This is a genomic window from Pseudomonas sp. MBLB4123, assembly GCF_051904775.1.
GTDB lineage: Bacteria > Pseudomonadota > Gammaproteobacteria > Pseudomonadales > Pseudomonadaceae > Aquipseudomonas > Aquipseudomonas benzenivorans_B.
Map to the genome: position 1 here is coordinate 1,386,900 of NZ_CP196711.1, position 24,854 is coordinate 1,411,753.

14 protein-coding genes are annotated in these 24,854 nt (G+C 59.9%); 7 read left to right on the top strand and 7 right to left on the bottom strand.

Translation table 11 applies throughout. The features are described 5' to 3' along the window. Positions 1 to 7 precede the first annotated feature (7 nt). From alc to ACSX1C_RS06605, 6 genes are all read left to right on the top strand, one after another. The gene (gene alc / locus ACSX1C_RS06580; protein ID WP_439888755.1) at positions 8 to 1,003 is read left to right on the top strand and encodes an allantoicase; all 996 of its coding nucleotides are present in this window, start codon (positions 8 to 10) and stop codon (positions 1,001 to 1,003) included. 59 nt (positions 1,004 to 1,062) lie between these two features. After that, a complete protein-coding gene (locus ACSX1C_RS06585; RefSeq protein ID WP_439888756.1) occupies positions 1,063 to 1,566 on the top strand; it encodes an ureidoglycolate lyase in 504 nt (167 codons plus the stop codon). A 49-nt stretch (positions 1,567 to 1,615) separates the two neighbouring features. After that, positions 1,616 to 2,926, top strand: coding sequence for a urate hydroxylase PuuD (locus tag ACSX1C_RS06590; protein ID WP_439888757.1), 1,311 nt, complete (start codon positions 1,616 to 1,618; stop codon positions 2,924 to 2,926). Between the two features lie 152 nt (positions 2,927 to 3,078). Next, positions 3,079 to 4,632 (top strand): cation:proton antiporter domain-containing protein, encoded by a 1,554-nt coding sequence (locus tag ACSX1C_RS06595; protein WP_439888758.1) that lies wholly within the window; start codon positions 3,079 to 3,081, stop codon positions 4,630 to 4,632. 252 nt (positions 4,633 to 4,884) lie between these two features. After that, positions 4,885 to 6,378 (top strand): uracil-xanthine permease family protein, encoded by a 1,494-nt coding sequence (locus ACSX1C_RS06600; protein ID WP_439888759.1) that lies wholly within the window; start codon positions 4,885 to 4,887, stop codon positions 6,376 to 6,378. 89 nt (positions 6,379 to 6,467) lie between these two features. Then, positions 6,468 to 7,322 (top strand): outer membrane protein OmpK, encoded by an 855-nt coding sequence (locus ACSX1C_RS06605; protein WP_439888760.1) that lies wholly within the window; start codon positions 6,468 to 6,470, stop codon positions 7,320 to 7,322. Between the two features lie 130 nt (positions 7,323 to 7,452). On the opposite strand, the gene ACSX1C_RS06610 is transcribed toward ACSX1C_RS06605, so the two are convergent. The 6 genes from ACSX1C_RS06610 to moaA all read right to left on the bottom strand — a co-directional run bounded on the left by ACSX1C_RS06610 (position 7,453) and on the right by moaA (position 23,151). Beyond that, positions 7,453 to 16,056, bottom strand: coding sequence for a calcium-binding protein (locus ACSX1C_RS06610; protein WP_439888761.1), 8,604 nt, complete (start codon positions 16,054 to 16,056; stop codon positions 7,453 to 7,455). 15 nt (positions 16,057 to 16,071) lie between these two features. Then, positions 16,072 to 16,731 (bottom strand): hypothetical protein, encoded by a 660-nt coding sequence (locus ACSX1C_RS06615; RefSeq protein WP_439888762.1) that lies wholly within the window; start codon positions 16,729 to 16,731, stop codon positions 16,072 to 16,074. Positions 16,732 to 17,291: 560 nt separating this feature from the next. Then, a complete protein-coding gene (locus tag ACSX1C_RS06620; RefSeq protein ID WP_439888763.1) occupies positions 17,292 to 18,707 on the bottom strand; it encodes an HlyD family type I secretion periplasmic adaptor subunit in 1,416 nt (471 codons plus the stop codon). Then, complete coding sequence (locus ACSX1C_RS06625) at positions 18,704 to 20,854, bottom strand: type I secretion system permease/ATPase (protein ID WP_439888764.1); 2,151 nt, start codon at positions 20,852 to 20,854, stop codon at positions 18,704 to 18,706. Before ACSX1C_RS06625 ends, ACSX1C_RS06620 begins: the two co-directional genes overlap by 4 nt. Before the next feature lie 419 nt (positions 20,855 to 21,273). Further along, a complete protein-coding gene (locus tag ACSX1C_RS06630; RefSeq protein ID WP_439888765.1) occupies positions 21,274 to 22,092 on the bottom strand; it encodes a substrate-binding periplasmic protein in 819 nt (272 codons plus the stop codon). 63 nt (positions 22,093 to 22,155) lie between these two features. Beyond that, positions 22,156 to 23,151 carry a GTP 3',8-cyclase MoaA gene (gene moaA, locus ACSX1C_RS06635; RefSeq protein WP_439888766.1) on the bottom strand — a complete coding sequence of 332 codons (996 nt, stop codon included), beginning with the start codon at positions 23,149 to 23,151 and terminating at the stop codon, positions 22,156 to 22,158. A gap of 224 nt (positions 23,152 to 23,375) precedes the next feature. On the opposite strand from moaA, the gene ACSX1C_RS06640 reads away from it, so the two are divergent. Further along, the gene (locus tag ACSX1C_RS06640; protein WP_439888767.1) at positions 23,376 to 24,020 is read left to right on the top strand and encodes a TetR/AcrR family transcriptional regulator; all 645 of its coding nucleotides are present in this window, start codon (positions 23,376 to 23,378) and stop codon (positions 24,018 to 24,020) included. An 87-nt stretch (positions 24,021 to 24,107) separates the two neighbouring features. Here ACSX1C_RS06640 and ACSX1C_RS06645 read toward each other — a convergent pair whose 3' ends face one another. Continuing rightward, the gene (locus ACSX1C_RS06645; protein WP_318646076.1) at positions 24,108 to 24,548 is read right to left on the bottom strand and encodes a GlcG/HbpS family heme-binding protein; all 441 of its coding nucleotides are present in this window, start codon (positions 24,546 to 24,548) and stop codon (positions 24,108 to 24,110) included. Positions 24,549 to 24,854 lie beyond the last annotated feature (306 nt).

Consider the following 24,854-nt stretch of genomic DNA (forward strand, 5'->3'; position numbering starts at 1 on the left):
ATCATTAATGAAAGCTTACGCCGTACCCTTCGAGAAATACGTCAACCTCGCCGACGCCCGCCTCGGCACCCAGGCCATCTCGGTCACCGACGACTGGTTCGCCGACGTCAACCGCCTGTTCCAGCCGACCCCGGCCGCCTGGAAGGAAGGCGTGTTCGACGACAACGGCAAGTGGATGGACGGCTGGGAGTCGCGCCGCAAGCGCTTCGAGGGCTACGACCACGCCGTCATCCGCCTCGGCGTGCCGGGCTCGATCAAGGGCGTGGACATCGACACCAGCTTCTTCACCGGCAACTTCCCGCCGTCGGCCTCCCTGGAAGGCTGCTTCGTCGCCGAGGGCGACCCGACCGAGGCCACCGAGTGGGCCGAGGTATTGCCGGCCGTGGAGCTGCAGGGCAACAGCCATCACTACCACGAGATCGCCAACGCCCAGGCCTTCACCCACCTGCGCTTCAACATCTACCCCGATGGCGGCGTCGCCCGCCTGCGCGTCTACGGCGTGCCGTTCCGCGACTGGAGCAACGTCGGCGACAACGAGCAGGTCGACCTGGCCGCCGCCCTCAATGGCGGCCGCGCCCTGGCCTGCTCCGACGAGCACTTCGGCCGCATGAGCAACATCCTCAACCCGGGCCGCGGCATCAACATGGGCGACGGCTGGGAAACCGCGCGCCGCCGCACCCCGGGCAACGACTGGGTCATAGTCGCCCTCGGCCATCCCGGCGAGATCGAGCGCATCGTCGTCGATACCCTGCACTTCAAGGGCAACTACCCGGACAGCTGCTCGATCCAGGGCGCCTTCGTCAAGGGCGGCACCGACAGCCAGATCGAGACCCAGAGCCTGTTCTGGCGCGAACTGCTGCCGAGCCAGAAACTGTCCATGCACGCCGAGCACGAGTTCGTCGAACAGATCCAGGCCCTGGGGCCGATCACCCACGTGCGGGTGAACGTGTTCCCCGACGGCGGCATCAGCCGCCTGCGCCTGTTCGGCAAAGTCAGCAAGTAAGGCCACCGCCCCCGGCTGCGGCCGGGGGCGTCAACGCAACAGAGAACAAGTAGACCGACATGCGCAAACTGATCATCGAGCCCTTGAGCAAAGAAGCCTTCGCCCCCTTCGGCGACGTCATCGAGACCGAGGGCAGCGAGTTCTTCATGATCAACAACGGCTCCACCCGCCGCTACCACAAGCTGGCCACGGTGGAGACCGCCCAGCCGGAGGATCGGGCGATCATCAGCATCTTCAGCGCCGAGGCGCTCGAGATGCCGCTGACCGTGCGCATGCTGGAGCGCCATCCGCTGGGCAGCCAGGCCTTCGTGCCGCTGCTCGGCCACCCCTTTCTGATCGTGGTCGCGCCACTTGGCGATGCACCTGAATCGGAGTTGGTCCGCGCCTTCCGCAGCAACGGCAGGCAGGGCATTAATTACCATCGCGGCGTCTGGCACCACCCGGTGCTGACGATCGAAAAGCGGGATGACTTCCTGGTGGTTGATCGCAGCGGTTCTGGCAACAACTGCGATGAGCATTTCTTTACCGAGGCAGAGCAACTGCTCCTCGACCCCCACCAATAAGAGAAGCCCAGGGGACCGGCACACCGGCACTGGGAAAGAGGTACACACTGTGGAAGCACATTTGACTGAATGGCTGAACCTGGGCATCCGCTGGGTCCATATGATCACCGGCATCGCCTGGATCGGCGCATCCTTCTATTTCGTCTGGCTGGAAAACAACCTCAACCGCAGCAATCCTCGCGAGGGCCTGTCCGGCGACCTCTGGGCGATCCACGGCGGCGGCATCTACCACCTGGAAAAGTACAAGCTGGCTCCGCCGAAAATGCCGGAGAACCTGCACTGGTTCAAATGGGAGGCCTACTTCACCTGGCTGTCGGGCGTCGCCCTGTTGATGGTGGTCTACTACCTCAACCCCAGCCTGTACCTGATCGCCCCCGGTAGCGACATGGCCCCGGCCGTCGCCATCGCCATCGGCCTCGGTTCGCTGGTGGCCGGCTATGTGGCCTACCACTTCCTCTGCGACTCGGCCCTGGGCAAGCAGCCGGCCCTGCTCGGTGCGGTGCTGTTCGTCCTGCTGATCGCGGCGGCCTGGGGCTTCAGCCTGATCTTCAGCGGTCGCGCGGCCTATATCCATGTCGGCGCCATCATCGGCACCATCATGGTCGGCAACGTGTTCTTCACCATCATGCCGGCCCAGCGCGCCCTGGTTAAGGCCATCGAAGAGAACCGCGAGCCCGATCCGGTATTGCCGGCCAAGGGCCTGCTGCGCTCGCGCCACAACAACTACTTCACCCTGCCGGTGCTGTTCATCATGATCAGCAACCACTTCCCGAGCACCTACGGCAGCCAGTACAACTGGCTGATCCTGGCGGGCATCGCGATTCTGGCGGTACTGGTGCGCCACTACTTCAACACCCGCCACGACAGCAGCAAGTTCGCCTGGACCCTGCCGGCCGCGGCCCTGGGCATGATCTGCCTGGCCTACGTCACCGCACCGGTGCGCCCGGCACCGAGCGCCGCGCCGGTGGCCGCGAGCCAGCAGGCCGTGGACGCCAGCGTCGCCAAGGTCGAGACCCTGCCCGCCGAGCAGAGCAGCGCCCCGGCCGAGCAGTCGAGTGCCGCCGCCCAGCCTGACGCAACCCCGGCCGACGGCGCCGACAGCAACTTCGCCAAGGTCAACAGCGTGATCCAGGAGCGCTGCACCGTGTGCCACTCGGCCAGCCCGAGCAGCCCGATGTTCAGCAGCGCACCGGCCGGCCTGATGCTCGACACCCCGCAGCAGATCCAGCAGCAGGCGGCGAAGATCCATGCACAGAGCGTCGCCAGCCAGATCATGCCGCTGGGCAACATCACCCAGATGACCCAGGAGGAACGGGACCTGATCGGCGCCTGGATCGCCCAGGGCGCGCAGACCAACTAACGCCGCGACACTTGGGTACCCCCGAGCAGAAGCCCGCCCCTTGGCGGGCTTCTGCTTTTGTCGCTCCGGAGCCCGGGGTCCGACTGCCGATTCCGGCAGCCCGCTACACTGACTGGAGCCCATCCACGCGAACGCCGCCATAGGTATTGCCGATGCTCGAAGCCAGCTGGATCGCCTTCGCATTCTTGATGGGCCTGGCCGCGCGCTTTATCGGTTTACCCCCCCTGGTCGGCTACCTGGCTGCCGGCTTCACCCTGTCGGGACTCGGCCAGTATCTGCACATCGGGCCGCTGGACAGCTCGATTCTCACCCACGTCGCCCACCTCGGCGTCCTGCTGCTGATGTTCACCATCGGCCTGAAGCTGAAGCTGAGCAACCTGGTGCGGATAGAGGTGATCGGCGGCGGCCTGTTGCACTTTCTCATCTCCGGCCTGCTGTTTCTCGCCGCCGTACTGCTGATCCTCGGGTTGCCGCTGCGCGAGGCGGTACTGCTGTCGGTGGCCCTGTCCTTCTCCAGCACGGTATTGGCGGCCAAGGTGCTGGAGAGCAAGCGCGAACTGCGCTCCTTCCACGGCCGCCTGGCCATCGGCGTGCTGATCATCCAGGACCTGCTCGCCCTGCTGGTGATGAGCCTGGCCAACAGCGAGGCCCCCTCCCCCTGGGCTCTGCTGGTGTTCGCCCTGCCCCTGCTGCGACCGCTGCTGTTCCGCCTGCTGGACGCCAGCGGCCACGAGGAGCTGATGGTGCTGCTGGGCCTGCTGCTGGCCTTGGTCATCGGCGGCTATGGTTTCGAGTCCCTCGGCCTCAGCTCGGAACTCGGCGCCCTGGCCTTCGGCATCATGCTGGCCAGGCACAAGCGTGCCATCGAGCTGTCCAACGCGCTGTGGAGCATCAAGGAGGTGTTCCTGGTCGGCTTCTTCCTGCAGATCGGCATCAGCGGCCTGCCGGGTCCCGATGCCCTGGCCTTTGCCGTGGTCATGGCGGTGCTGCTGCCGTTCAAGGGTCTGCTGTTCTTCGTGCTGTTCGTGCTGTTCCGCCTGCGCGCCCGCAGCGCCTTCCTCGGCAGCGTCAGCCTGACCAACTACAGCGAGTTCGGCCTGATAGTCGCCAGCGTGGTGCTGCCGCAATGGCTGATCCCCCTGGCCATCACCGTGGCCCTGTCCTTCGTCATCTCCGCGCCCCTGAGCCGTCTGGCCCACCCGCTCTACAAGCGCCTCGCCCGCTGGCTGATCCCGCTGGAGCGCGACACCGAGCACCCGGACGAACAACCGCTGTCCCTGGGCGACGCACAGATCGTGATCATGGGCATGGGGCGCACCGGTCGCGCCGCCTTCGACTACCTCAGGGCCAAGGGTTTCGAAGTGGTGGGGCTGGACTCCGACCCGGTGGTCATCGAGGCCTGCGCCAAGGCCGGGCGGCGGGCGCTGTTCGCCGACGGCGAGGACCAGATGCTCTGGCAACGCCTGGACATGCCCCTTGTCGAAGCGGTGATCCTGGCGCTCAACGACGCCGAGACCAAGATCATCTCCATCGGCCAACTGCGCGAACGCGGCTTTCCCGGCCTGATCGCCTCCCATGCCATGTACGAGGACATCGCCCAGCGCATCCTCGAGGCCGGCGCCGACCGCACCTACCTGACCATGAGCGAAGCCGGCGCCGGCCTGGCCGAGCACGTCGCCCACGAACTGCGACCGGGAGCCTACTAGCGCTCCTGTCACCGCCGGAACCGGCGACTCGCAGCGCCGGGTCGCTCAGGCCCGGGCATGCCACAGGAACGAGCAGCGTTCCCAGCCAATTTTTTGTGCACAATATTCAAATAAATTGTTTTTAACGCTGTGCGCATATTGTTATAGTCAGCCGACTCTGACCAGTCGGACAGTTTTTCCGCGATCAGACGGAGGCGCCGTGAAGCCTCGTGCAAGCCCATGACCATATAAGAACAACTGGCAGGCTCTGACATGACCACGACAAGTACGCCCACAGCCACAGCTCCGTCTGCTGGCAGCAACGACCTGATCTACCAACTGGATGACCGCCCCGACTTCGCCCCGGCGATCTTCGCCGCCCTGCAGCATGTGCTGGCCAGCTTCGTCGGCATCATCACCCCAACGCTGATCATCGGCGGCGTGCTCGGCCTGGGCGCCCATGTGCCCTACCTGGTGAGCATGGCGCTGTTCGTCTCCGGGATCGGCACCTTCGTCCAGGCCAAGCGCCTGGGCCCCATCGGCTCCGGCCTGCTGTGCCTGCAGGGCACCAGTTTCGGTTTTCTCAGCGTGATCCTCAGCGCCGGCTTCATCGTCAAGGGCCGCGGCGGCAGCGAGGAGGAGATCCTCTCGACCATTTTCGGCGTGTGCTTCTGCGCCGCCTTCGTCGAGATCGCCTTCAGCCAGTTCATCAACAAGCTGCGCAAGGTCATCACCCCGGTGGTCACCGGCACCATCATCTGCCTGATGGGGTTGTCGCTGATCAAGGTGGCGATGACCGACATCGCCGGCGGTTTCGGCGCCCCGGACCTCGGCGCCCTGCACCACCTGGGCCTGGGCGCCTTGGTGCTCGGCAGCATCGTCCTGCTCAATCGCTCCGCCTCCCAGGTGGTCCGTCTGTCGGCGGTGATCGTCGGCCTGCTCCTCGGCTTCGCGGTGGCCTGGTTCACCGGCCAGGTGGACTTCGCCGACATGGCCGAGGTGCCGCTGGTCAGCGTGCCGGTGCCCTTCAAGTACGGCTTCGACTTCGACTGGGTGGCCTTCGTGCCGATCGCGGTGATCTTCCTGATCACTCCGCTGGAGACTGCCGGCGACCTTACCGCCAATTCGATCATCTCCAAGCAGCCGGTAGCCGGCCCGCTGTACCTGCGCCGGATCAAGTCCGGGGTACTGGCCGACGGTTGCAACTCGGCCGTCGCGGCGATGTTCAACAGCCTGCCGATGACCACCTTCAGCCAGAACAACGGGGTGATCCAGCTCACCGGCGTGGCCAGCCGTCACGTGGCCTTCTATATCGCCGGCCTGCTGGTGCTGCTCGGCCTGTTCCCGGCGGTCGGCGCGGTGCTGCAGCTGATGCCCAAGCCCGTGCTGGGCGGCGCCACCCTAATCATGTTCGGCACAGTCGCCGTGGCCGGCGTCAAGATCCTCAGCGAGGCCGGGCTGCACCGGCGCAATGTGCTGATCGTGGCCATCTCCCTGGGCCTGGGTCTGGGCGTGGCCGGCGTGCCCGAAGCCCTGTCGCAGATGCCCGACGCGCTGAAGAACATCTTCGGTTCACCGATCACCATCGGCGCCTTCAGCGCCATCCTGCTCAACCTCTTCCTCCCGGAGGAGCAGCTCGAGCAGGAGAGCGACTTCGAGCCCGAGGCGCAGCTGCACAGCGTCCTGCAGAGCCGCCCGGGCGCCGAGCCCGGTGCGATGCCGCAAGACCTCGATGAGGGCATGGGCCTAGCCGGCCGCGGCAACTAAAGCAAGCGTCCACTCAACCACCCCTGTACCGCCCCGCGCCTCGGCGCGGGGTGCCAATCCTTGTCTGTCCTAAAAATAAGGAAACTCCGATGAAGCTCAAACACCTTCCCCACTGCCTCGCCCTATCTGCCGGCCTGCTCACCACCTACCAGGCCAACGCCGGCGACCTGCTGTTCTGGCAGGACAACAGCCTGACCTACCTGTATGGCGAGAGCTTCAACGAAGGCCAGTTCGACGAAGAACAGAAGACCCAGACCACCTTCACCTTCGAACACGCCAGTGGTTGGGCCTGGGGGGACATGTTCGGTTTCTATGACTACGTCCTGGCCGACAACACCCAGTCGCGGGGCAGCTTCAGCAATGGCACCTTCCGCCAGCACCGCGAAGAGAACTTCTACTACCTGGAGCTCTCCCCGCGCGTCAGCCTCAGCTGGCTGACCGGCCTGGACCTGTCCGCCGGCCCGCTGAAGGACGTCTATGCGGCCTTCACCTACGAAAAAGGCAATGGTGGCCCGGGGACCGAGAACTACCTGTATGGCATCGGCACGTCCTGGAACGCACCCGGCTTCGCCTACCTCAATGCCAACCTGTATCGGGTTAAGGTCAACAACCAGGTGTTCTTCGCCGACCAGGACAGCAACGGCAACACCTACCAGCTGACCGTCAACGGCGCCTACCCCTTCGCCATCGGCGGGCAGGACTTCGTCGTCGACGGTTACATCGACTGGCGCGCCCCGTCCAAGGACGCCAATACCCAGACCTCGGTCGGCTCCTCCATCCAAGTCAAGTGGGATGCCGGCAAGGCCCTGTTCGGCAAGGAGCGCCAGCTCTACGTCGGCACCGAAGTGAACATGTGGCACAACAAATACGGCGTGAAGCCGATCGACGGTTCGGATGACTTCCACCAAACCGCCGTGCAGGCGCTGGTCAAGTACCACTTCTAAGGGTGATCCCGACCGCCCGTTGATGTGGTGGCGGGCGTTGTATAGAAAAAGGGAATCGTTCTCTCACGACTTATAAGCACCACAAACAAACAACCCGCCATCAAGGCGGGCTGTTTGTTAATGCAAGAACCTACTGCCAGTTAGCTGCGATGACCGCATTGAGCTGATCGCGCTGCACCTGACTCAGGTTGATCTCCCCACCGGCAGGCGCGCCAAAGGCGGCCATGGCATTGACCAGGTTATCGACCTGATTGGCGTACAAGATCGAAGCACCCGCCTGAATTGCATCCAGACGCTGGGCCGAGTTTGCATACCAATCCTGCACGGTAACGCTGTCGGTAGAGCCCGTCACATCGATCACCAGGCTGTCGCCCTGACGCGACAACCAGAGGTTGTCACGGGTGATGCCTTCGATGCTCAGCATGTCGTTATCGGCCGGAGAATTGGACAGGTTGTTGATAACATCCTGACCATCGCCTGCAGCGAAGTAGTAGGTGTCGTTTCCCTCGCCACCGAGGAGGTAGTCATTACCCTTGCCTCCGCGCAGCTTGTCGTTACCAGCACCACCGTCGATCAGGTCCGCATCGGACGAACCGATGACATTCTGATCGCCAGCCTGCCCCGCCAGAATGGTGCCAAACGCACGCTCATCCGGCAGGTTCTGGTAGTTCGGCGAGCCGTTGGTATCAGGGTTAGTCAGACCGAACGCGCCAAACAGCTGAGCAGCTGTGAGTTGGCCACCTGAAGCGAAGCTGATCACATCGACGACATGGTCACCGCCCAGGAACCAGTTCTTCAGGGTGACCTGATCGCTGCCACCGCTGACCTTGAGCACCAGGTCGTTACCGCTCTTCATCAGGCCACTGGAGACTTGGTTGAAGGTAATACCGTCTAAGCGCAGGGTATCGAAACCGCCACCGATATTATCGATAACGTCCTGGCCGCCACCTGCCGCGAACACATAGGTGTCATCGCCACGACCGCCAACCAGCGTGTCACTACCTGCGCCGCCGTTGAGAGTGTCGTTGCCGTTGCCGCCCTCGAGGCGATCATTACCGGCTGCACCGGAAAGCTGGTCATTGCCATTGAAGCCTTGCAGCAAATCACGCTGAGCGCTGCCATTCAGTGCGGCATCGTCGCCACTGCTGCCCTGCACGACATTGTCGAACGCCGCAGCGGGCGCCGTTGGCATAGCAATACCAAACGCCCCGAAGATTTGAGCCGCGGTCAATTGGCCACCGGTGTCGAAGCTGATGGTCTCAACCAGACTATCGCCGCCCAGGAAGTAATCCTTCAGCGTGACCTGGTTGGCGGTGTTGCCATTCACCTTGAGGACCAGGTCGTTACCCGACTTGCCCAAGCCAGAGGCTACCTGGTTAAAGGTAATGCCATTGGCGAAGCGCAACGTGTCGATGCCGCCCAGTTCTTCAAGCACATCCTGACCGGCAGTGAAGACATAGGTATCGTCGCCAATACCGCCCAGCAACCGGTCATTGCCTGCCCCGCCCGTGAGCGTGTCGTTACCGGCGCCACCAATCAATACATCATTGGCTGCGGTCCCGCTGAGGACATCATCACCGCCAACACCCGCAACTGGTGGTTGGTCGCCGCCACCTGGATTGGTGCCGCCGTCACCCGGCTCTTCACCGTCACCGGGATTGCCACCATCCTCCGGCTCATCGGTGCCGCCATCGGGCAGCGCGGTCAGCAGGCCAGCAATCTGAGCGGTGGTGATATAGCTGCCACCATCGGGCTGAACATAGTCAATGGCGAAATCCCCGCCAAGGAAGTGATCGGTCACTTTTACCTGCTGCTCAAGATCGCCATCCACCAAAATCAGCAGATCGTCGCCTTCGCGATGGAAACTCAACCGAGCACGCGCGATACCGATAAAGAACGCACCGTCGAAGCCGCCACCCGTGTTGTCGATCACGTCGACACCGCCGTTGGCACGGTAGTAGTACTTATCATCACCTGCGCCGCCGGTCAGTTGGTCATCGCCATCTTCACCATCGAGCACATCGTTGCCAATGCCGCCAAGTAGGATGTCATCACCCGAACCGCTCTGCGAGCCGTTGCCGCCAGAGAGGTAATCGTTGCCGTCACCGCCTTCGATCTGGTCATTACCGCCCATACCGAACAGGGTGTCGTTACCCGCCAGACCACGCAGCAAATCACGCTCCTGGCCACCGGCCAGTTGCTCACCTGCAGCAGTACCCTCTACGAGGGTATCGAAGCCGCCAGGCACGTTGCCGGCTGCAACGATCTGGGCAATACGTGTGGCGTTGATCAGGAAGCCGCCATCAGGCTGCACATAGCTGATGGCCTTGTCGCCACCCAGAAAATGACCCAGCACGCGCACAGATTGCTCTGCATCGCCGTCCACCAGAATCAACAAGTCATCACCATCGCGGGTAAAGGTCAGACGCTCCTCATCGATACCGCCGCTGAAGAACACTCCGTCATTACCACCGCCGGTATTGTCGATGGTGTCGACGCCGTCGCCCAACGTGTAAACGTATTTGTCGTCGCCAGTACCGCCGGACAGCAGGTCATTACCCACACCGCCCATCAACTGGTCGTTTCCAGCACCACCATAGACCGTGTCGTCACCAGCCTCACCGTCCAGGTAGTCGTTACCACCCTCACCGTGGATTACATCATCACCGGCTCGGCCCCAGGCTTTGTCGTCACCCGCGCCAAGACGCATGCTGTCGTTAAGGTCGCGGTAACCGATAAAACTGTCCACGCCACTTGTGCCGTGCCAGATCACTTGCCCTTCGACTTCGGCCTGGCTCAACTCGCTGCCATCGGCGAACACGAAATGCTCGAGCTTGAAGTGATCGTTGGGCTCCTTGAACCAGTTCTGCACAGTGATGGAGTCAGTGCCGTTGGCATGCTCGATGATCATGTCCAGGCCACGGCGGTGGAAGCTCAGGTCGCTGGCCGCAATCCCCTCGCCAAAGCTCAAGGTGTCGGCGGTCGGCTCAATGTTGCTGTAGGCCTCATTGGCACGCCGCTCGATCAGCAGGTCATGGCCATCGCCGAGGTTGAAGATGTAAGTGTCCTCACCGAACGAGCCATAGATAGTGTCGTTACCGGTACCGCCCTGGATGGTATTGCTGCCCTGATTCCAGGCATTGCTGTAAGCCTCAATCAGGTCATCACCAGCGCCGCCTTGCAGGGTGTCGAAACCCTCGCCTTTGAGGGTATCGTTACCCTCGCCGCCAATCAGCAGGCCGCTGCCTTCCAGGTAATCGTTACCAGCGCCACCGTCGAGCACTCCACCACCGTAAAGATGGTCATCGCCCGCTTCGCCGTAGAGATGGTCATTACCAGCACCGCCATGGAGGATATCGTTACCGTCACCGCCATACAGTTGGTCATCGCCCCAGTCGCCATTGAGCAGGTCGCCGCCAGCATCGCCGTACAGTGCGTCGTCGCCATCGCCGCCGTTTAGGGTGTCATTGCCCTCGCCAGCGTGAATCTCATCGCTGCCTTCCTGGCCATGCACGATGTCGTCGCCCGCACCTGCATGAATAAGGTCATCATCGGGGTGGCCGAAAATCTCATCGGCATCAACGGTACCGGCCAACGCCATTTGCTTGATCTGAACAATATCCCAGGACGTACCATCAGCGAAGAGCATTGACTCGATTGGGGTTTGACCATGCACACCCGCCTGATAGGAAAACTGACCCTTAATCCGAATCTGATCACCCGTGGCAGTTCGGCTTATTACCAGGTCGTACTCATCACGACGCAAAACAACATCCGCAGGGACTGCATCAATAAAGTGCAGGCTGTCGCTACCGCTTTCGTCCTGAATCAGATCTATGCCGCTACCAGCAGCTAATTGGTATAGGTCGTCACCCTGGCCACCTTGCAATTGGTCGTTGCCAGCTCCGCCAACCAGCGTGTCATTACCCTGACCGCCCTGAAGCAAATCATCACCAGCACCGCCATCAAGCAGGTCATCACCCGCAAAGCCTTCAATATGGTCTGCACCTTCGCCAGCAGAGATCGTGTTGTCCAGATCATTCGCCTGGATATGATCATCCCCTGTCGAGCCGACCAACGTCCTTGCATTAACCCCTTGAGTATCCAGCACTTCCACATTGCCTAGCGCATCCTTTAAGGTCAGCCCACGGCGCGGAGTACTGTCGTCGAAGAACTTCTCGAACGTCAGTGTGTCCTGACTATTTGCCAGGAAAGAGACAGCTAGATTATCGCCGGAACGGCGCAACAAAAGTTGCTCAAGGTTGTAACCTTCAATCTGGATGATCGCTTCAGTTGGCAAGCTACTCACCCGGTCATGATCACTGCCTTGACGGAAGATATAGGTATTCTTCTCCCCCCCCCAGTAAGTATCATTACCGGCACCACCATCCAGCAAGTTAGCACCACGGCCACCGGACAGCTCATCATCACCATTGCCCCCAAGCAAGGTATCGTTACCTTCGCCGCCATCCAGGGTGTCGTTGCCATCGCCACCAGATAAATGATCATTCCCAGCATTGCCGTAGAGCCGATCATTTCCTGCTAAGCCCTCCAGTACATCGTCTGTAGCGTAGCCGTATAGCCTATCCGCCCCGTCAGTACCAACCTGTACAAGCTGCTTGACCGCCTCTACATCCCAGGAAGTACCGCCGGCGAAGACAATTCGATCAATCTGGTAACCGTCGGTGGCGTCACTTTCAAAATAGTGTTCAACAGTCAATGTGTCGTCGCTACCTTGAATGCTCAGGATGAGATTGTTCTGCAGACGAGTCAGGCGAATATCCGCCGGTGATATACCAGCGGCGAGTTGAATAATGTCCTCGGAGCCAGCAGATCGATCAAAGTTATTGATCACATTCTGCCCGTAACCGCGACCAAACACATAGGTATCTGAACCTTCACCACCAGTCATGTAGTCATTACCAGCGCCTCCATCCAGGGTGTCATTTCCTTCACCACCCTCCAGGCGATCATTACCCTCGCCGCCAGACAAATGATCGTTTCCCTGATTACCAATCAGGGCGTCATTACCGGCACCACCATTGATCAAATCATTCGTCGCATAACCGTATAAGGTATCGGCGCCATCAGAGGGTTGAAGTACCTGCAGCTTGATTTGCTCAAGATCCCAAAAGCTGCCATCGGCGAATACAATGCGATCAATAAAGTGCCCGGTGGTCGCATCCTTGGCAAAAAAGCTGAGAACGGAAACCGAATCACCCGTATCGAGAATGGTCAGAATCAGGTCGCTGTTGCTGCTTCGGGTCAAGCGGATATCCGACTGAGCAATACCTTCGCCAAGTTGAATGACGTCCACTCGACCAGCAGTGATGTCGTAGTTGGAAATACGATCGTGACCATCACCGCGCCCAAACAGATAAGTATCGGAACCTGCATCACCGGATAAGTAATCATTACCACCTCCTCCGCGCAGCACATCGTTACCGTCGCCACCGCTCAGCGAGTCATTGCCTATCCCGCCGCTCAGGCTGTCGTCGCCATCCTGGCCATCGATTTTGTCATCGCCTATCCCGCCGTCGATCATATCCCCAGAGGCATAACCGGTTAGCTGGTCAGCCCCGTCCGTGGCTTGCAAGACCATCTGCTTGATGGTCGCCACATTCCATTGGGTGCCATCTGCAAAATCGATACGGTCCACCTGATAACCGCCCGCACCATCTTGGTGGAAGAAGCTCTGCACACGTATCGAATCTTGGCCATTATTGAGGCGCACCAGGAGGTCACTGCCCGAACGCCGCACCGTCACATCCTGAGGCGTCACACCCGTTGCAAGCTGAATACGGTCAAGCCGCCCCGTCGAGGTGTCATAGTTATTCACTACATCGTGCCCGGAGCCGGGTCCGAACAGATAAGTATCGGAGCCAATACCGCCTGACAGGTAATCGTTACCTACACCACCATCTAGAACATCATTACCGGTGCCACCGTCGAGACGGTCATTGCCACCGCCACCTGCAAGCGTGTCATTGCCACCATAGCCGTTGATAAACTCACTCGCATCCGAGCCCTGAATCACATCGGCAGACTCATAGCCGTGCAACTGGGTCAGCCCTTCGGCGGGCTGCATAACGATGTGTTTGATTTCGTCCAGTGACCAGGATTGTCCACCGGCAAACTGAATCTGATCGATCTGATAACCGCCAGTCGCATCTTGGTTGAAGAAGTAACTAACCCGTAATGTATCGCTATGACCCTTCAACTTGATCACTAGGTCATTACCCTGACGAGAAAGCTGGACATCTTCCTTGCCCAGCCCTTCGCTCAGTAGAACGCTATCAAAGCGGCCAACCGAACGGTCGTAACTGCCAATCGTGTCGTTGCCTGAGCCAATACCAAACAGGTAGGTGTCCGATCCCTCACCACCGTCTAAGTGATCATTACCCGCTCCACCGCTAATGATGTCATTGCCGGCACCGCCAGAAAGATAATCATCGCCACCACCGCCAAGCAGGATATCTGCGCCGTCACCACCGTACAGACGGTCACTCCCCGCCCCGCCATCGAGGTAGTCATTACCCAGATTACCTTGGAGGGTATCGTTGCCTTCTTTGCCAAAAACAAAGTCTGAACCGCTACCAGTAGAGAGCGAATCGGCAATAGCACCGCCCTGGACAATGCTGCTCGCGCCACCCAACTGCTGCTTGAACGCTTGCTGCTGAGCAGCATCGAGTTGCGACACCCAGGTACCTAGGGTAGCGGACCATTGATCCAGAGGCCCTTTGACCGCCTTGATCAACTCAAACAGATCGACGCTGGCCTTGATTGGGTTGCTTTGGTGGGTCTGTTCAAGTAACTGAGTGACATCGCTGTAATCCAACGCTATGCCATCTACAGAAAAAACCAGATTGATATCAGCCACATAAGGCTGTAAGCGTGTCTGTAACAACAGCCCTTGATACACCGACTCACGCAACGCCTCATAAGCACTTTTCAGGAGCTGAGCCTGGGTCGCGTTCACCCCCAGGTGTGCTTCGGTGACGTAGTGAGTGGTATCACCCATGACGATACCGCTGCTGAAACTGCCACTCCCGCCACGCATAGAACCGGCACCAAATACTGCATCCACAGTTTTCTTGCCGCTGGCGTCGGTACGCTGCGTCGCGCTGAAGTTAAAGAAGTTCTGACTATTGAAGACCTCGAGAATCTTGATTTTCTCAAGCAATGCCTTCTGCTCAAGCTGAGCAGCAGTTGGCCCTGTGTTATGCCCTTCGCCCAGGGCAAGCGAGCCCGAATTACTGCCGCCGCCACCCGTTGAACCAGCGGAAAGACTGATGCCCTGTGGCTTTTCCCAAGAATAGGCAAAAATAAAACGCGCCGAATTGCTATTCAGCGCAGAGACTCGCTGATCGAAAGTGCGATAGCCCGAGCTTTCGGCCCACTCGGCAAGCACACGATCCAGTAACCCTAATTGTTCTTGACGAGTCTGCGCCGAAGCATATTGAGCAAGCACAGCCTTAAGTTTAGGGTTGAGCATGCTGGCTTCGCGTAGATCCCGCACCGCGCCCGAGCCTTGCATGCCCGGCAGCCCCTTTGCAACCGAGTCCAAGGCTATGCGGTCGGTAAACTGACGGTAGAACGGATTGGATGCCAGATCCAGGTTGGCCGCCTGGCTTAAGTTGCCATTGACCGAACTCTCGCTGCCATCACCACGAACATAAGTGCCTACAGCACTGATCAAGTTTCCGTTGGAGTTCTGATTGGTACTGGTCGAGTCAAGATTGATGGCGACGATGTTATGTTCGGCCAGGCTTTTTAGCTCATGCGCCTGCGATACACCATCTTGATTAAGATCCTGCCAGACACGCACATTGGCAAACTCGATATCTTGCGAGTCGAATACGCCATCGGCATTGCTATCCAGATCGCGCAGGGCGTCGAAGCCGTCGGAGGCCAGCTTACCGTTGACCTTAACGGTATCGACACCAAATAGTTCCTTACCGGTATCGATGGTGCCATTGCCATTGCGGTCAAGCACCAAGAAACCGTCATCGCCTTTGACCCAGCCGGTGCCAGTTTTTAGGCCGTCGCCGTCGAAATCGAAGGTGATACCAGAGTTGGCCGAAAGCGTTTCGATACCGTCGCCGTCGAGGTCTAGTGCGAGGGGATCGCGGCGCTGGACAAACTCAACTGCTGAAGTAAATTCAGAGTTTATCCGCTCAACTTCGGCATTAATATATTCTGACCAATTTGGATAGCACAGCCTAGTTAAAGCAGATCCTGAAGACAGCTCGCCTCCTATTTTTTTTATCTTGTCGACAGCATCTCTGACATCTTCCAACTTATCCTTTAAATCCTTCTCAGCACCTAAATCCTCATCGGTAAAATAGGGCCCATCTGGATAAGGGATTGGTTTAAATGGGGGGGCAGGAGTGCCATCTGGACGTTGAGGATTGTAACCAGACCACTTATTTAGTGCATTCACCCCGTCGAGTATGATTCTTAACGTGGTATTGTTAGCCTTTCTTGCCCACTCGCTAGTCCCCTCTGCATACTCGACAAAAGTCAACACTCCACTTGCGCTATCAGCAAGCTTGCCGACTGTCCCACCCATCTGACTCAATCCCTCAAGCAGCAAATCAATAGAGTCATGGACAGATTGTTCATTGTCGCCAGATTTTATATTTTCGATTTGACTTCGAACATACTCATTAATTGTCCCTGCCTGATCAATAGTATTTTTTACATCTTTTAGAGTTTCCACTGGAGTAGACATTCAGACCGTCCTTGATTATTTCACAGAAGAATTTATATACGCCCCGGCTTTCGCAAAATCACCGCCAGCAAAACCCATGACATGGGCAATCAACAAAGCATACTCATGAAAGAAATTCGGATTTCTTTTTAATAAACTGATACAGGACTTTGTTTTGAGGCTTTTCATAAGCCCGCCTTCCAGCTTTATTTTTTCAATAATGCGCCTTGATGCACTGCGAGCAGAGTCAATACTTCTAGATGAAAGAGTTTTTATCTTATACTTTAGAATTGCTGACTCATAAGCCACCGGGCAAATGCTAGCATCTTTGACCCTGCTGATTGCCTCAACAGCCCCCTTAAGCCCTGTATCATAATCAGCCCCATCAATCAAAAGGTTAGATGCCGATGTCATAATTAAATAGCATCGTTCAGAATCATCCTTGCATCTATTCCTCACAACATAGGTAATGAGTTCTTGGTTTTTGCTGGAGCCTTCCTGAAGACTTAATAGATTCATCCGCTCATGCTCCTCAATATCGAGTGCACGGACGTTGAAATAGCTTACACCCCACATATCCCACAACACCCATCTTGACTCCCGCTCGCCAACAGCGATCAGTGAGTTGCCGTATATCCAAAACACTGAAAATACAGCCAGCAAAAGACCGCCGCAAACCAGGAGCCTTACTTTCATTTACACGCATTCCTTAATAGATTTATATTGAGCCATAATAAATTCACACCAACTTATCCAGCACCCACCTAGATAGGCAAATGGGCAGATTTATTTTTAAAATCTCCTTATAACGATGAATAATCCATATAATCACAGACGCACAGCAGCGCCCCTTCCGCATCTTTTCTTGCCATAACTGTACAGTCAACACCCTGAGGAATATCTAACTCACGAATTAGCAAACTTTCTTTTTGCGCATCCCCTCTTATGAAAAGGGACAGCCTATAAATTCCACCTTGAGCGGGCAATTCAAACCTCACATAATTTTTAGATGTAAGATGGGGCCTCGATGCCTGATGGACTGTTATGGACCGCTTGGATATTACCTCCCCATCAATGGCAGCCCCAACCACAACGATGTCTTGCCCGCTTGTATTGGAAACAACAAACCTGTGCCTGCTAAATAGAAAAAAATCAGCAAGCACCCACAAGAAGGCAACGACTATAGCTCCCACTCCAATGATTGTTACTATGCGAAAATATTGGAAAATAAATAACTTAATCTTGCTCCTAACATATTATCTCTCTACCAGGCTTTCAACGGCATATTGCTTTAGCGGACTAAGGAAGTAGTCAATTACCTTCCTCTTATCCGTCTTCACCTCCGCCCTAACCGCCATCCCCGGCGATAAGGCAATCAGGTTCTCGCCCACCCGAATACTGTCCTGCTTGAGTTGTATCCGCGCGCTGTACACCAGCCCCAGACGTTCATCCTCGATGGCATCGTTGGAGATACTGACCACCTCGCCTTCAATCACGCCGTACTTGGTGAAGGTGAAGGTCTCGACTTTGACCTCCACTTCCTGCCCTGGGCGGACGAAGCCGATGTCCTTGTTCTCCAGCAGGGCTTCCACTTCCACCGGCTGGTCGCTGGGCACTATGACCATCAGCGGCTGGGCTTCGGTGACCACGCCGCCCTGGGTGTGGATGGCCAGCTGTTGCACGGTGCCGTCTACCGGGGCGGTGAGCTGCATCAGGCGGTCGCGCTGCTGGGCTTTCTTCAACTCCTGGCTTAGCGCCGCGGCGCGCTGTTCGGCCTCCTGCTGCAGATCGAGCATGGCGCGGCGGGTCTGCGCCAGCACGCTGCTGCGCTGGCTCTCGGCGGCCTTTTTCGCCGCGCCGAGTTCGCGCACCCGCGACTGCTGGGTGCTGAGTTCGCGCTCCTGGTTAAGCAGGGTCTGCTGTTTCTCCAAGTAGGCGTGCTTGGCCACATACTGCTTGTCCAGCAGGCGCTTATAGTCGGCGGCCAGCTCGCGGGTGATCGGCAGGCTCTGTTGCAACGAGGCGACGCTGGTTTGCGCCGCCTGGATCTCGGCGCTGCGTTGCTCGATAGCGGCGGCGCTCTGCGCCAATGTGCTTTGCAGTTCCAGGTACTGGCCTTGCAGCCAGCGTTGCGCCGCCAGCTGCTGCTCGGCGCTGGCCTGGGGAATCAATTGCTCCAGGCTGGCTGGCGGCGCGTTGTGCTGGATGGCATCCAGCAGGGCCGTGGCGCGGGCGCTGTCGACCTGGGCCGCGAGCAGGTCGCTGTTCAGGCGCTGCACATCGGCGTGGGTCTGACTGCTGTCCAGTTCCACCAGCAGGTCACCGACCTTGACCCGTTGGCCGTCCTGCACGTGGATGGCCTCGACCACCGCCACTTCGCTGGGCTGGATCACCTTGCTCTTGCCGCTGGGCACTATCTTGCCGCTGGCGGTGGCGACCACGTCGATCTCGCCGACGCAGGCCCAGATCAGGGTCAATACGGCGAAGGCCATGATGGTCCACTGCACGTAGCGCGACGCCGGGTGCACCGGTTGCTCCTGCAGGGCCAGGGCGGCGGGCAGAAATTGCAGCTCGTGGCTTAGTCGGGCCGGCGCATCCATGGCCTTATGGTTGGCCCAGGCATGGCGCCAGGCCTGGCGGTAACGGTTGAGCAGATCGCGCTTGGCACTCATGCGGCACCGCCTTGCTGCAGGCGATGCAGGCGCGAGTAGTGGCCGGCCTGATGGTCAAGCAGTTCGCTATGGCTGCCCTGCTCGACTATCTGCCCACGGTCCATCACCAGGATGCGGTTGGCGTCGCGCACGGCGCTCAGGCGGTGGGCGATGATGATCACCGTGCGGCCCTGGCAGATGGCCTGCATATTCTGCTGGATGATGCGTTCGGACTCGTAGTCCAGGGCGCTGGTGGCCTCGTCGAAGATCAGGATGCGCGGGTTGCCGATCAAGGCGCGGGCGATGGCGATGCGTTGCCGCTGGCCACCGGACAGCGAGGCGCCGTGTTCGCCTACGACGGTGTCGTAACCTTCCGGCAGTTCGAGGATAAAGTCATGGGCGCCGGCCAGCTTGGCCACCTGCATCACCCGTTCGATCGGGGTGCCGGGGTCGCTCAGGGCGATGTTCTCGCGGATGCTGCGGGCGAACAACATGTTGTCCTGCAGCACCACGCCTATCTGCCGGCGCAGGGAGGACACATCAGCCAGGGCCAGGTCCATGCCGTCCACCAGCACCCGGCCGCGTTCGGGGGTGTAGAGGCGTTGCAACAGGCGGGTCAGGGTGCTCTTACCGGAACCGGAACGCCCCACCACACCTATCACCTCGCCGGCCTGGATGCTCAGGCTGATGCCGCGCAGCACCTCGGAGCCGTCCGGGCGATAGCGGAACTGCACCTGATCGAATTCGATGGAGCCCTTGAGTGGCGGCAGCGCGCTACGCGAATCCTGGGACAGTTCGGTACGGCTGTTGAGGATATCGCCCAGGCGCTGCACCGACACGCCGGTCTGCTGGAAGTTGGTCCACAGCTGGGCCAGGCGCATGATCGGCTGCGACACCCGGCCGGCGAGCATGTTGAAGGCAATCAGCTGGCCCACCGAGAGGTCGCCGTCGATCACCAGGCGCGCGCCCAACCATAGGGTGGCGACCGTGACCAGCTTACCGATCAGGCCTACGCTTTCATTGGCGATGGCCGAGAGGTTCTGGGTCTTGAAGCTGGCGGCCACATAGCCGGCCAGCTGGTTGTCCCACTTGCGGGTGATCTGCGGCTCCACGGCCATGGATTTGAGGGTGTCGATGCCGTTGACCGTCTCCACCAGAAAGGCCTGGTTCTCGGCGCCGCGGGTGAAGCTTTCATTCAGGCGCGCGCGCAATACCGGGGTGATCAGCAGGGACACGATGAAGTACAGCGGCAAGGAGAGAATCACCACCAGGGTCAGCCAGCCGCTGTACATAAACATCACGGCGATAAACACCACCGAGAACAACACGTCCAAGACCAGGGTGATGGCGTTGCCGGTGAGAAAGCTGCGGATATTCTCAAGCTCGCGCACCCGCGCCACCGAGTCCCCCACCCGCCGGGCCTGGAAGTAGGCCAACGGCAGGGTCACCAGATGGCGGAACAGGCGCGAGCCCAGCTCCACATCGATGCGGCTGGCGGTGTGGGCGAATACATAGGTGCGCAGGCCACTCAAGGCGGTCTCGAACAGCATGATGCCGAGCAGGCCGATGGCGATCACATCCAGGGTGGACAGGCCGCGATGCACCAGCACCTTGTCCATCACCACCTGGAAGAACAGCGGCGTCAGCAGGGCAAAAATCTGCAACACGAAGGACACCAGCAGCACCTCGCCGAGCAGCTTGCGGTGCTTGACGATGGCCGGGATAAACCAGCTGAAGTCGAACTTGGCCAGATCGCCGGCCAGGGACGCCTCGGAACGAATGAGGATCAGCTCGCCGCTCCAGCGTGCCTCAAGCTCCTCGAAACCAAGTACCTCGGGGCGCTGGGCCAGGGGGTCGTGAATCAGCGCCTTGCCTTCGTCCAGGCGGGCGATGATAAAGAAGCGCCCCTCGCTATCGGCGGCCATGGCCGGCAGCGGCGTGTGCGCCAGGCGCTCGAGCTTACTGCGCACGGCCTTGGCCTTGAGGCCGAGCTTCTTGGCGGCCAGCAGCAACTCGGCGCGGGCGAAATGGCGGCCATCTTCGGCGAACTCGTGGGAGAGCTGTTCGGGCGAAGCGGCGACGTTGTGGAAGCGCGCGAGCATGACCAGACAGGCAAGTCCACTATCCACGGTGGGAGCGGCACCCATTCCCGGGTGTACATCTGTCATTAGCATTCCTTGGCACAGGTACCGTTAGATAAACGGTCGTTTGAGTCAAGAGGCTAATGCATCAGTATTCGCTCCTGCAAGCCATGAAAGCACCGAGATAGAGGCTCTCGCATCACGTGTGACGTCCTTCTCACTGGCAGCTGGTGCAGGACACAGCTCAAAATGAACACGAGTTTAGTGGTCGGTCTCCGCCTCCACCGAGGCGCCCCTCGGTCGGTCTCGAGCAGCTTGGCCCCCATCTTCTTTCTGTCAATGAGCTAAAAGACACCAATGCAGCGGGTTGATCGGATGCACCGGAATCTGAGGTGCGGCTACGCCAGGGAATAGGCGTTCTGAGCGAACCAAGATATCAATAGTTCGCCGCCCCCCCCTGTCGGCAGCACACCACGCCTCCTTGGGGATGACGCGTCGTGGCAGGCTTACTGCTCGGCCGCCTTGGCCTTCTGCCGCTCGAGGAAATCCACCTTCCACTGCTCCATGCCCATGTACTCGGAGTCCAGATTGGCCTCGACCCGGTGCTTGGCTTTCAGCGCGGCCACCTCGGCGTGGCGCTCGAGCAGGAAATGATCGAAGCGCTGCAGCAGCTCGGGGTGCTTGAGCGTGGACAGATGGAAGGTGCCGCGGGTGTGCGGCAGCTTGGGATCGAACACCAGGGCGCCGGGCCGGGCGCGGATGTTGTCGAGGTAATGGGTGGCTACCACCACGTTGAAATAGGCGCCGTCGGTATCCTGCTTCAACGCCTGGTGGATCATCTTGCGCAAATCGTCGCTGTAGGTCAGGCGAATTGCCCCGGCATCGATGCGCTGCTGGTAGCCCCAGGGCGTCCAGCCATCGACCAGAGCCAGGCGCTTGAGCCGCTCGAGGGGCTCGCCCTGGCGCTGCGGCGCGACCAGCACGCCATCCACATAGTCGACCACGGGCTGGCTGTAGGTCAGGTCGCTGCCGGCCTTCTGCGCCTGGGCCCAGTGGACGCTGTCGGGGTACTTGAAATCCACCTCGCCCGCCAGCAGGGCCGGCAGCAAACGAGCCACCGGCAGTGCCCTATAGTTCAGTTCCATGCCGCTGTGCGCGGCGAAGGCGTCGAGCAGCTCACGGGCGAACCCCTGGTACTGCCCCTGCTTGTCGATGCTGTAGTGCGGCGCGAAGGCCAAGTCCTCCACACCGACCACATAGCGCTCGGCACTGGCATCGGCGGCGATCAACGCGGCTAATAAACTGCAGACGCGAATGGATTTCACAGCGACCCTCCTGATTATTGTTTGAGTTGGGTTAGGCGTGGGGATGGGGCCTACAGCGGCGACTCAGCCGCCGGTCATGCTCATGAACCGCACCACCTGCACCTGTGCATCGGCCTCGAAATGGTGGCGCTCGGGCTTGAGCTGCAAGGCCTCCAGCAGAGCACCGCGCAGGCGCTGACGGTCGCCCGGATGCCGGCGTATCAGCGCCTTGAGATCGAGTGCGTTCTCATGCCCTAGGCACAGCACCAGCTTGCCCTCGGCGGTGACCCGCACGCGGTTGCAGTCCCCGCAGAAGTTGTGGCTGTGCGGCGAGATGAAGCCCACCCGGGTTTCGCTGCCGAGCACCTGCCAGTAACGCGAGGGGCCGCCGGTCTGCTGGTTGCTGCGCACCAGTGCGTGACGCTGCTCGATGCGCCGGCGCACCTCGTCGCTGGAGCAGAAGGTCTCTTCGCGCCGGTGGCTGGAGACGCTGCCCAGCGGCATTTCCTCGATGAAACTGATGTCCAGACCGCGGGCCATGGCGAACTCGACCAGCTCCAACACCTCGTCGTCGTTGCGCCCCTTCTGCACCACGCTGTTGAGCTTGATCCGGCGAAATCCCGCCGCCCGTGCGGCCTCTATCCCGGCCAGCACCTGGTCGAGGCGGTCGCGCCGAGTGAAGGCGGCGAAGCGCTCGCGGCGCAGGGAATCCAGGCTGACATTCAGGCGCTGGACGCCTGCGGCACGCAACTGCGGCGCAAGTTCGGCCAACTGCGAGCCATTGGTGGTAATCGCCAGATCCTCCAGCTCGGGACACCGCCCTAGGCGGGCCAACAGGCTCAGCAGGTTCTTGCGCACCAGGGGTTCGCCGCCGGTGATGCGGATGCGCTTAACCCCCAGGCCGATAAAGGCATCGGCCACCGAATAGAGCTCCTCCAGGCTGAGGATCTGCGCACGGGGGGCGAAGACCATGTCCTCGCTCATGCAGTAGGTACAGCGGAAATCGCAGCGGTCGGTGACCGACAGCCGCAGGTAGGTGATGCGCCGACCGAAGGGGTCGACCAGCTGAGAGTTGTGCACAGCGGGTCTCCTGCTACTCAGAGAGCCGATAGGTCTTTTGTCATGAACGCCATGGCAGCAGATGGAAACAGAAAAGCTCCATCCTGTATACAGGATATTGACCTGACGGTCAGCTAAGCGAGCCGCAGGCCCGCCAGGCGCTGGCTTGAGCCTTGCGCGAGGCCGGTGCTACCATGCCGCTCCGCCGTCCCCCGCCGGGCGACACAAGGATATCGAAAGGGCCTATGACCAGCATTCGCGAGCGCAACAAAGAGCTGATACTGCGCGCGGCCAGCGAAGTATTCGCCGACAAGGGCTTCGCGGCGAGCAAGACCAGCGACATTGCCGCCAAGGCCGGCCTGCCCAAGCCCAACGTCTACTACTACTTCAAGTCGAAGGAAAACCTCTACCGCGAGGTGCTGGAGAGCATCATCGAGCCGTTGCTGGCCGCCTCCGCCCCGTTCAACCAGGCCGGGCGCCCGGGCGAGGTGCTCGAAGCGTACATCCGCTCGAAGATACGCATCTCCCGCGAGCTGCCCTTCGCCTCCAAGGTATTCGCCAGCGAGATCATGCATGGCGCGCCGCACCTGTCGAGCGAACAGACCGAACAGCTCAATGCCCAGGCCAAGCACAACATCGCCTGCATCCGGCGCTGGATCGACCAGGGTCTGATGGCCGAGGTCGACCCGCACCATCTGCTGTTCAGCATCTGGGCGGCGACCCAAACCTACGCCGACTTCGACTGGCAAATCTCCACCGTCACCGGCAAGGCCAGCCTCAGCGATGAGGACTACGAAGCCGCCGCACGGACCATCATTCGCCTGGTGATCAAGGGCTGTGAAATCGACATAAGCGCAGCCACCCCCTCGGAGCGGATCGGCCACGCTTGAGTCAATGCCTTCGAGCGGGTTAGGCGGTGCGCAAATCTTCCGTGTAATCGTGCTCGATGCCCCGCACGGCTAGCCGGCCTAGGTCACTCAGCCGACAACGCCCGGATCGGCCTTCAGGCCCTGGGACTCCACCGCGCTGATCGCACAGCGCTCATCGATGTCCGAGGTGTCGCCGGTGATGCCGATGGCACCTATCACCTCGCCTTCCTCATCACGAATCAGCACCCCGCCCGGCGCCGGGACCAGGTTGCCGCCTGCCAGGTTGTTCACCGCACCGATAAAGGCCGGACGCTGCTGGGCATCGGCGGCGATCAGGCGCGAACCCTTGCCCAGCGCTAACGCCCCCCAGGCCTTGGCGATGGCGATCTGCGGGCGCAACAGGCTGGCGCCGTCTTCTCGCTGCAGACTGATCAAGTGACCGCCGGCATCCAGCATCGCGACCGTCAGGGGTGCGGCGCCTATTTCCCGGCCGACCGCCAGGGCGCGGTTGCTGATCAGGGTGGCCGTGTTCAGGTTCAGGGTGCTCATAAGTAGCCCTTCCTCAATGGTGATAGATCGAACGAAACGCCCGCCGCAATCCCCGCCTGCGTGGCGGAAGAAGACACGCGAGCAATCCAAAGCTCACCCCAACTATCCCACCAGAAACAAAAAAAACAATATAAGGACACACTTAAAATGCTTTTTGTATACATAGGTGATCTCCACCGCCCCCTACTCCTGCACCGCTCCGCTCAAACAGGCGTTTCAAAAGATTTTCCACCGCAGCCTCGGCACGCCAGAAAAATTGTTGACCCACCAGTCAGTAGCTGCATAGAATCCGAGCCAGGTAACTTG

What these genes read in the sequence shown, in the direction of transcription:
- ACSX1C_RS06620 (WP_439888763.1), bottom strand. Translation starts at nt 18,707, where the DNA reads ATGAGTGCCAAGCGCGATCTGCTCAACCGTTACCGCCAGGCCTGGCGC.
- ACSX1C_RS06600 (WP_439888759.1), top strand. Translation starts at nt 4,885, where the DNA reads ATGACCACGACAAGTACGCCCACAGCCACAGCTCCGTCTGCTGGCAGC.
- ACSX1C_RS06645 (WP_318646076.1), bottom strand. Translation starts at nt 24,548, where the DNA reads ATGAGCACCCTGAACCTGAACACGGCCACCCTGATCAGCAACCGCGCC.
- ACSX1C_RS06640 (WP_439888767.1), top strand. Translation starts at nt 23,376, where the DNA reads ATGACCAGCATTCGCGAGCGCAACAAAGAGCTGATACTGCGCGCGGCC.
- alc (WP_439888755.1), top strand. Translation starts at nt 8, where the DNA reads ATGAAAGCTTACGCCGTACCCTTCGAGAAATACGTCAACCTCGCCGAC.
- ACSX1C_RS06610 (WP_439888761.1), bottom strand. Translation starts at nt 16,056, where the DNA reads ATGTCTACTCCAGTGGAAACTCTAAAAGATGTAAAAAATACTATTGAT.
- ACSX1C_RS06625 (WP_439888764.1), bottom strand. Translation starts at nt 20,854, where the DNA reads ATGACAGATGTACACCCGGGAATGGGTGCCGCTCCCACCGTGGATAGT.
- ACSX1C_RS06595 (WP_439888758.1), top strand. Translation starts at nt 3,079, where the DNA reads ATGCTCGAAGCCAGCTGGATCGCCTTCGCATTCTTGATGGGCCTGGCC.
- ACSX1C_RS06585 (WP_439888756.1), top strand. Translation starts at nt 1,063, where the DNA reads ATGCGCAAACTGATCATCGAGCCCTTGAGCAAAGAAGCCTTCGCCCCC.
- ACSX1C_RS06605 (WP_439888760.1), top strand. Translation starts at nt 6,468, where the DNA reads ATGAAGCTCAAACACCTTCCCCACTGCCTCGCCCTATCTGCCGGCCTG.
- ACSX1C_RS06615 (WP_439888762.1), bottom strand. Translation starts at nt 16,731, where the DNA reads ATGAAAGTAAGGCTCCTGGTTTGCGGCGGTCTTTTGCTGGCTGTATTT.